We start from the raw sequence: 1,509 nt of genomic DNA, 5'->3' as shown, positions 1-1,509 counted from the left end.
TGTTGTCTCTTTTCCCGGGTTAGTGGACTTCGTACTGGAAACGTTGACCTTTTCATCTGAGAATATGACTTCATACTGGATTCGTTGACTCGCCTTGGCGAAGCCCACGCCATGAAAAACACTCAGGGGGTGCCCAGCGGCAGGGGGCAGACAGCCCCCGAGAGCCTTCCTGCGGACTTCCACATCACCTTCTGCGGACCTGTCTGGGTATGTGCCTCTGAGGGGGTCTTCATGCCGATGCTGTAGTGCGGACGGGTGTCATTGTAGAAGAGGATGAAGCCTGAGATGCGATCCAATGCATCCTGATACGTCTTGAAGCGGCGTTCGCGATAGATAACCTCAGTCTTGAGGATACCGTTCACACGCTCTGCTATGGCATTGTCAGTGGGCTTGTAGTCCTCAGTCATGCTGATCTTGACACCGTACTTCTTTAGTTCATCCGTATAGGCGTTGCAGCAGTACTGCACGCCTCTGTCTGAGTGATGGATGAGTCCTTTCAACTCATCTGCCGTAGCTTGCGAAATGGCCATCCTGAGGGCCTCGAGCGTGTGTTCCGACTCCAGCGTCTCAGACAGGCGCCATCCCACGACCTTGTGTGAATAGGCATCCGTCACCAGGTGCAGGTAACAGCAATCGTCCACCAAATCAATGTATGTAATATCACTGACCCAGAGCTGGTTCGGACGGGTGGGAACAAAGCCGCGGATAAGGTTCTTGTACCTTCGGTAGCGGTGGTTCGAGTTCGTCGTACAGCGTGGCTTGGGACGCTTCTGCATCAGATGGAAGTCGCGCAGCAGCCTCAGGAACGAGTCTCTACCTGGTACCCAACCGCAGACAAACATGCGGTTCATCATAAGCCAAAGCTTGTAGTAACCGATGCCAGGATCCTGCTCGCGGATTACCCTGACGGCATCAACGATACGCATCACACGCAACAGATAGTCCTGCTCGCGCTTCTGCTTCTGATAGTACGCCTGTTTTGTGTGGTCAAGCAGGCTGCAAGAGTACTTGACGGTATAGTCTTTCTTCTCACAAAGGCGCTCTACCGCTTGACCCCAGATTTTTTTCGGATCTTGATGCCCTGCTCCTCGGCAATGTCTATCAGCGTGTTCAACGCATAGTTACGGTCCTTCTCAAACTGAAGCTGCTTCTCAAGCTTCTGGAGCTGCTTCTGAAGCTGCTCTATCACGGCCTGCTGGCTCTCCAAGGGAACCTGAGGCTGAGGAGTTTCTACCTTTGCCATCTCTACTGCATTAACATTAACCCGCGGCAAATTTACACATTTTGTTTCAATTTCGTGCGGAGTTAGGTATAAACTTACCCAATTACTGACAGTTTGGACGTTAGGAAGACCATATTTCATGGCTATCACCTTACGTTCCTCACCACTTTGCAGATATTCCACTGCTACGGCACGCTTGAAAGCGCGTGCAAAACGTTGACCTTTTCTCATAACTCTTTTTAACTTTAAAAGGTTTGGCAGGAGTCAACGTATTTCAGGCTAAGACA

At 51.0% G+C, this 1,509-nt stretch carries 2 protein-coding genes; both read right to left on the bottom strand.

Annotated elements, in window-relative coordinates; translation table 11 throughout:
• Window positions 1-122 precede the first annotated feature (122 nt).
• Window positions 123-1,061, bottom strand: coding sequence for an IS3 family transposase (locus tag T433_RS15490; protein WP_052357129.1), 939 nt, complete (start codon window positions 1,059-1,061; stop codon window positions 123-125).
• Window positions 1,043-1,453, bottom strand: a complete 411-nt coding sequence (locus T433_RS16880; protein ID WP_052357128.1) for a helix-turn-helix domain-containing protein — start codon at window positions 1,451-1,453, stop codon at window positions 1,043-1,045. Before T433_RS16880 ends, T433_RS15490 begins: the two co-directional genes overlap by 19 nt.
• Window positions 1,454-1,509: the final 56 nt, after the last annotated feature.

The sequence above is a fragment of the Xylanibacter brevis ATCC 19188 genome, assembly GCF_000621725.1.
GTDB classification, from domain to species: Bacteria; Bacteroidota; Bacteroidia; order Bacteroidales; family Bacteroidaceae; genus Prevotella; species Prevotella brevis.
Note: the sequence above shows the minus strand (reverse complement) of the source record. Positions and strands in the feature narration are given on the sequence as shown.

Excerpts from the sequence above, each read along its gene's own strand:
- T433_RS16880 (WP_052357128.1), bottom strand. The coding sequence starts at position 1,453 with ATGAGAAAAGGTCAACGTTTTGCACGCGCTTTCAAGCGTGCCGTAGCA.